This window comes from Desulfosarcina sp. (assembly GCF_041551955.1).
Taxonomy (GTDB): domain Bacteria; phylum Desulfobacterota; class Desulfobacteria; order Desulfobacterales; family Desulfosarcinaceae; genus Desulfosarcina.
The window spans coordinates 1-3784 of sequence record NZ_JBFELV010000476.1; the positions used below are offsets into that span (position 1 = coordinate 1).

Here is a 3784-nt window from a genome sequence, read left to right on the forward strand (position 1 = left end):
CCTGATCACGGCGGCCATCCGCAGCCATATCGACAACGGATGCGACCTGCTGCTGCTAAGCGGCGGCATGAGCGTGGACCCGGACGATGTGACCCGCAAAGCCATCCGCATGGCCGGTGCTCAGGAGATGCACTACGGGGCCGCAGCACTTCCGGGGGCCATGTTTCTGGTGGCCGCCATCGACGACGTCCCCCTGCTGGGGGTTCCGGCCTGCGGGCTTCATCATCGGATTACGGTCCTGGATTTGGTGCTGCCGAGAATCCTGGCCGGGGAAAAGATTACCAAAAAGGAACTGGCGTTCATAGGTCACGGGGGCCTTTGCAAGGATTGTCCTGAATGCAGCTACCCCCATTGCCCATTCGGCAAGGGAATATAGAAAGGGGACACCATTTCTCCCGCCTGAACCAAGTCCGCATGGGGTGAACCCGATGGCATCGATCAATAGTTTCGGAAGGACCTGTTTCAGATCACTTTTACCGTATCCAAAATTCATCGATGAGATCGACGTTGTGATCTGTCTTTACCGGTTGAAAAGGTGATCTGTTGGCATGGAATATGTTGCCGGTTACCGATAGCCGTCTAGGTGAAGCGCTGAAAAGGATGCTGACTCAGGAAGAATCATTTTGCAGCAAATCCCCAAGCATCTTTTTCAGATCAAATACTGAAAAGGATATGTTTTGATATTGGTTAATCGGAACCGCATCTGAACAAACGACCAAAGGCAACCGGTAATCTTCCGGATGATGGCTGCCATGAATCTTCCCATGACCGGCATGATCGCTGGTGACGATTATCAGATAGTTTTTATCAACGCTTATCAATTCGATCAGCGAAGAGAGATAGTCATCGATGTAGGACAGCTCCTCTATATACGCCGGTGACAGCCATCCAGACTCCGGTCCCACTTGATCGAGACCGCTGACGTGCAGAAAAACGAAATGACGGCCAGGGGTTTTTATGAAGGCTCCGGCGGAATCGATGGCACTGTCCCGCGACCATTCGTGAACATCCACAGCGTCGTTGACCAGGTATCCCAGCTTCTCTTTGGAATAGAAATATCCGGTCTTGAAACCATTACGCTGAGCGCTGTCGAAAATAGTCGGTTTCTGGACAGTCGCCTCCCCGGTTATCCAGTCGTTGTCCACTTTGCCGTTCTCCCCGGGCGCCATGCCGGTAAACATCGCCGTGTGGGCAATCAACGTCTTGGGCGGTTCGGTACTGCGACCGTCAAGCGTATAGGCACCGCTTTGCATCAGTTTTGATAGGGTCGGGATCTTGGCCTGCCGAAGCGCATCAGGATGCAGTGCATCGATGGAAATGATTATGACATTGTTCAGGTGCGGCGGATTTCCACCCGCATATGCGGGAATCAGCGACATCAGCAATAAAAAAAATGGACAATTATAAATGGTTTGTGAGTTGACATGAACGGTCCTTTACCAGGGTATGCCGTCAGATCCCACGGAAAAACCAGCCATGTAGGCATCCAGGGATCGTTTGGCTTCAGTGGTCAATGGTGGGCAGTCCTCGCTGCCCTTTGCCCCCTCCACCACACGGGTGGCAAACACCATGCAAGTCGGCTCACCGCACTCACGGCAGTTCGTCTTCGGCAGGCATTTTAATATCTGGATCACCTGGGGACGGGGCATGCCCTCGTAACGGGGTGTGACGGTATCCCGGTTTTCCCAGATGCCGTTGATCTCACGCTTGAGCCATTCGACAACCTTGCGGGCTTCACTTTCGTTTTTAAGCGCATTTACGGCAATCTTGCGCCCATATACCGTGAGCAGCTTACCGTGCAGCTTGAAAGTCACCGACGGTGGTTCTTTGATGTATTCAAACCCTCCCAGTTCGGCGTTTAGAAAGGGAAGCGCCGTCGAGACATCCTGATCCAGGTGGGCGAAACACTGCACGGTCATGGCACCGGGCATGCACGCGTTGTTGAAGATTTCCAATCGATAAGATTGAAGCAGCATGTCAAGCCTCCTGTTGAGATGAAAATCATGCCACTGGGGGGCCGCGAGAACAGCCGGACAATACAACCCAATCCGGTTGACGGCCATCCCGGTGCCCCTGCGAAACCGTTTACCTTCCTTCTGCCAGGCTATTTTTTTGTATGTCTTCCCGGCAGCGTCATCAGGCTATGGCTTGACGCCTAACTGGCTCAGGGTTTTTACGATATCGTCTTCCGACATGAACCCCACGTGCCGGGAAACCTCCTGGCCCGTTGCATCGTAAAAGATCTGCGTGGGGATCGCCCGGATGCCGAATCGTCCTGCCTGCTCCCGATGTTCCCACACGTCAATGAAGACAATGGCCGCCTTGCCGGCATATTGCTTCTCCATCTTTTCCATAATCGGCGCCATCATCTTGCAGGGAATGCATTTCTTGGCCCCAAGATCAATCATGGTTACCATGCCCGGCACCGGCAATTGAGCTAAGTTTGCCGGGGTTGATTCGGAAGCAGGCACGGGGGCCGCCGTATTGCAGATCAGCAGTATCCCTACGAAAATCGACCATTTCGCGCTTGTCATGAATTTTCCTTTCATCGTGTCAGTCATCTTTAAATATCGCATCCTGCTCCTTTAAGGTGCTGATCGGTTTGATAAAAAAGTTTTCACCGTCAGGTAAGCCGACACCACTAAAAAACTCACATCCCGGGCCACGGTCCACAGATCGGCCGGGCCTTCGGTGGTCTCTGTTGAAAAACAGCCGCAATGAACGTCGAGCCCCCGAATCTGATTGAACACCAGAGCACCAATAAAGACAGCCAGCAGCGTGGTGCTCAAGACAGTCGTTCCCGGCAGCCACACTCCGGCGACCAGGCACAGCCCTAAAAGCAGTTCCAACCAGGGCAGAACCAGGGCTGCCAGATTGATGAGCCCGTCCGGCAGGATCTGGTAGTTGTAAACGGCCTGGGCAAAGGCCTCGGGATGCAGAATCTTATCGTAGCTGGCATACAGGAACACGGCTCCCAGGAGCAGGCGCAGCGCATGGAACAAAAGCGGCTGTATCCGCTGGCGATTTTTGGCAGGAACCGAATCCGCCCCGTCCCGGGTTTTCGAAATACTGCCGCCTATGGCTCCGTTGCAGGCCATTTCACACAGCAGGGTCCCCTGACCGCAGTCTCCGGTTTCAAACTGCAGTACCGGATGATCGATGCGGAAACGGTGCAACAACTCATGTTTGATCCTTTCGGATAATTGCCCGGTGCGACTGACCGGCTGGTCGGGCACGACCACATGGCAGGAAAAAGCGGTGCTGGAGGAAGAGACCTGCCAGGCATGCAGATAATGCACATTCAAAATTCCCGGCAGATGGCACAGATAGTCACGAACCTTCTCAAGTCTGAGGTGGCCGGGCGTGGCGTTCATCAGCACGGCGGTGGATTCCTTGAACAGATTCCATCCATTTTTCAGGATAATAATAACAATGAGCACTGACAGAAGCGGATCTAACCAGTACCATGGATAATACAGCAGCAGCAGGCCGTTGATCAGAACCGCCACCGAAGTCAGCAGGTCACCAACCATGTGCAGAAAGGCGCCGCGTACGTTCAAACTGTGGGCCGCGTCACGGTGCAGCAACCATGCCGACAGGCCGTTTCCCACAACGCCCACCCCCGCCAGGACGATCACGATAAGGCCGTTGACCGTTTGGGGGTGCAAAAAGCGTTGTACGGCATGGTATAGGATAACCCCAGACGCACCGGCAAGCAGCATCACGTTGATCAGGGCCGCCATGATTTCGGCCCTTCGGTACCCGAACGTATTGAACACCGTAG

Annotated in this window: 5 protein-coding genes; 1 reads left to right on the top strand and 4 read right to left on the bottom strand. The window is 54.0% G+C overall.

The features are described from left to right. Positions 1–376: molybdopterin-binding protein (locus ABYV26_RS22735; RefSeq protein WP_372683641.1), on the top strand; the 376-nt coding region annotated here is incomplete at its 5' end. A 232-nt stretch (positions 377–608) separates the two neighbouring features. Here ABYV26_RS22735 and ABYV26_RS22740 read toward each other — a convergent pair. The 4 genes from ABYV26_RS22740 to ABYV26_RS22755 all read right to left on the bottom strand — a co-directional run. Continuing rightward, entirely contained in the window at positions 609–1379 is a 771-nt protein-coding gene (locus ABYV26_RS22740; protein WP_372683642.1) for an alkaline phosphatase family protein, read from the bottom strand. A gap of 57 nt (positions 1380–1436) precedes the next feature. Beyond that, positions 1437–1976 (bottom strand): (Fe-S)-binding protein, encoded by a 540-nt coding sequence (locus ABYV26_RS22745; protein ID WP_372683643.1) that lies wholly within the window; start codon positions 1974–1976, stop codon positions 1437–1439. A gap of 165 nt (positions 1977–2141) precedes the next feature. Continuing rightward, positions 2142–2534 (bottom strand): thioredoxin family protein, encoded by a 393-nt coding sequence (locus ABYV26_RS22750; protein WP_372683644.1) that lies wholly within the window; start codon positions 2532–2534, stop codon positions 2142–2144. A gap of 51 nt (positions 2535–2585) precedes the next feature. Beyond that, positions 2586–3784, bottom strand: a 1199-nt coding sequence (locus ABYV26_RS22755) for a cation diffusion facilitator family transporter (RefSeq protein ID WP_372683645.1), incomplete at its 5' end; no start/stop codon positions are given.

Coding starts and splice junctions, on each gene's coding strand:
- ABYV26_RS22740 (WP_372683642.1), bottom strand. CDS start 1,379: ATGTCGCTGATTCCCGCATATGCGGGTGGAAATCCGCCGCACCTGAAC.
- ABYV26_RS22745 (WP_372683643.1), bottom strand. CDS start 1,976: ATGCTGCTTCAATCTTATCGATTGGAAATCTTCAACAACGCGTGCATG.
- ABYV26_RS22750 (WP_372683644.1), bottom strand. CDS start 2,534: ATGACAAGCGCGAAATGGTCGATTTTCGTAGGGATACTGCTGATCTGC.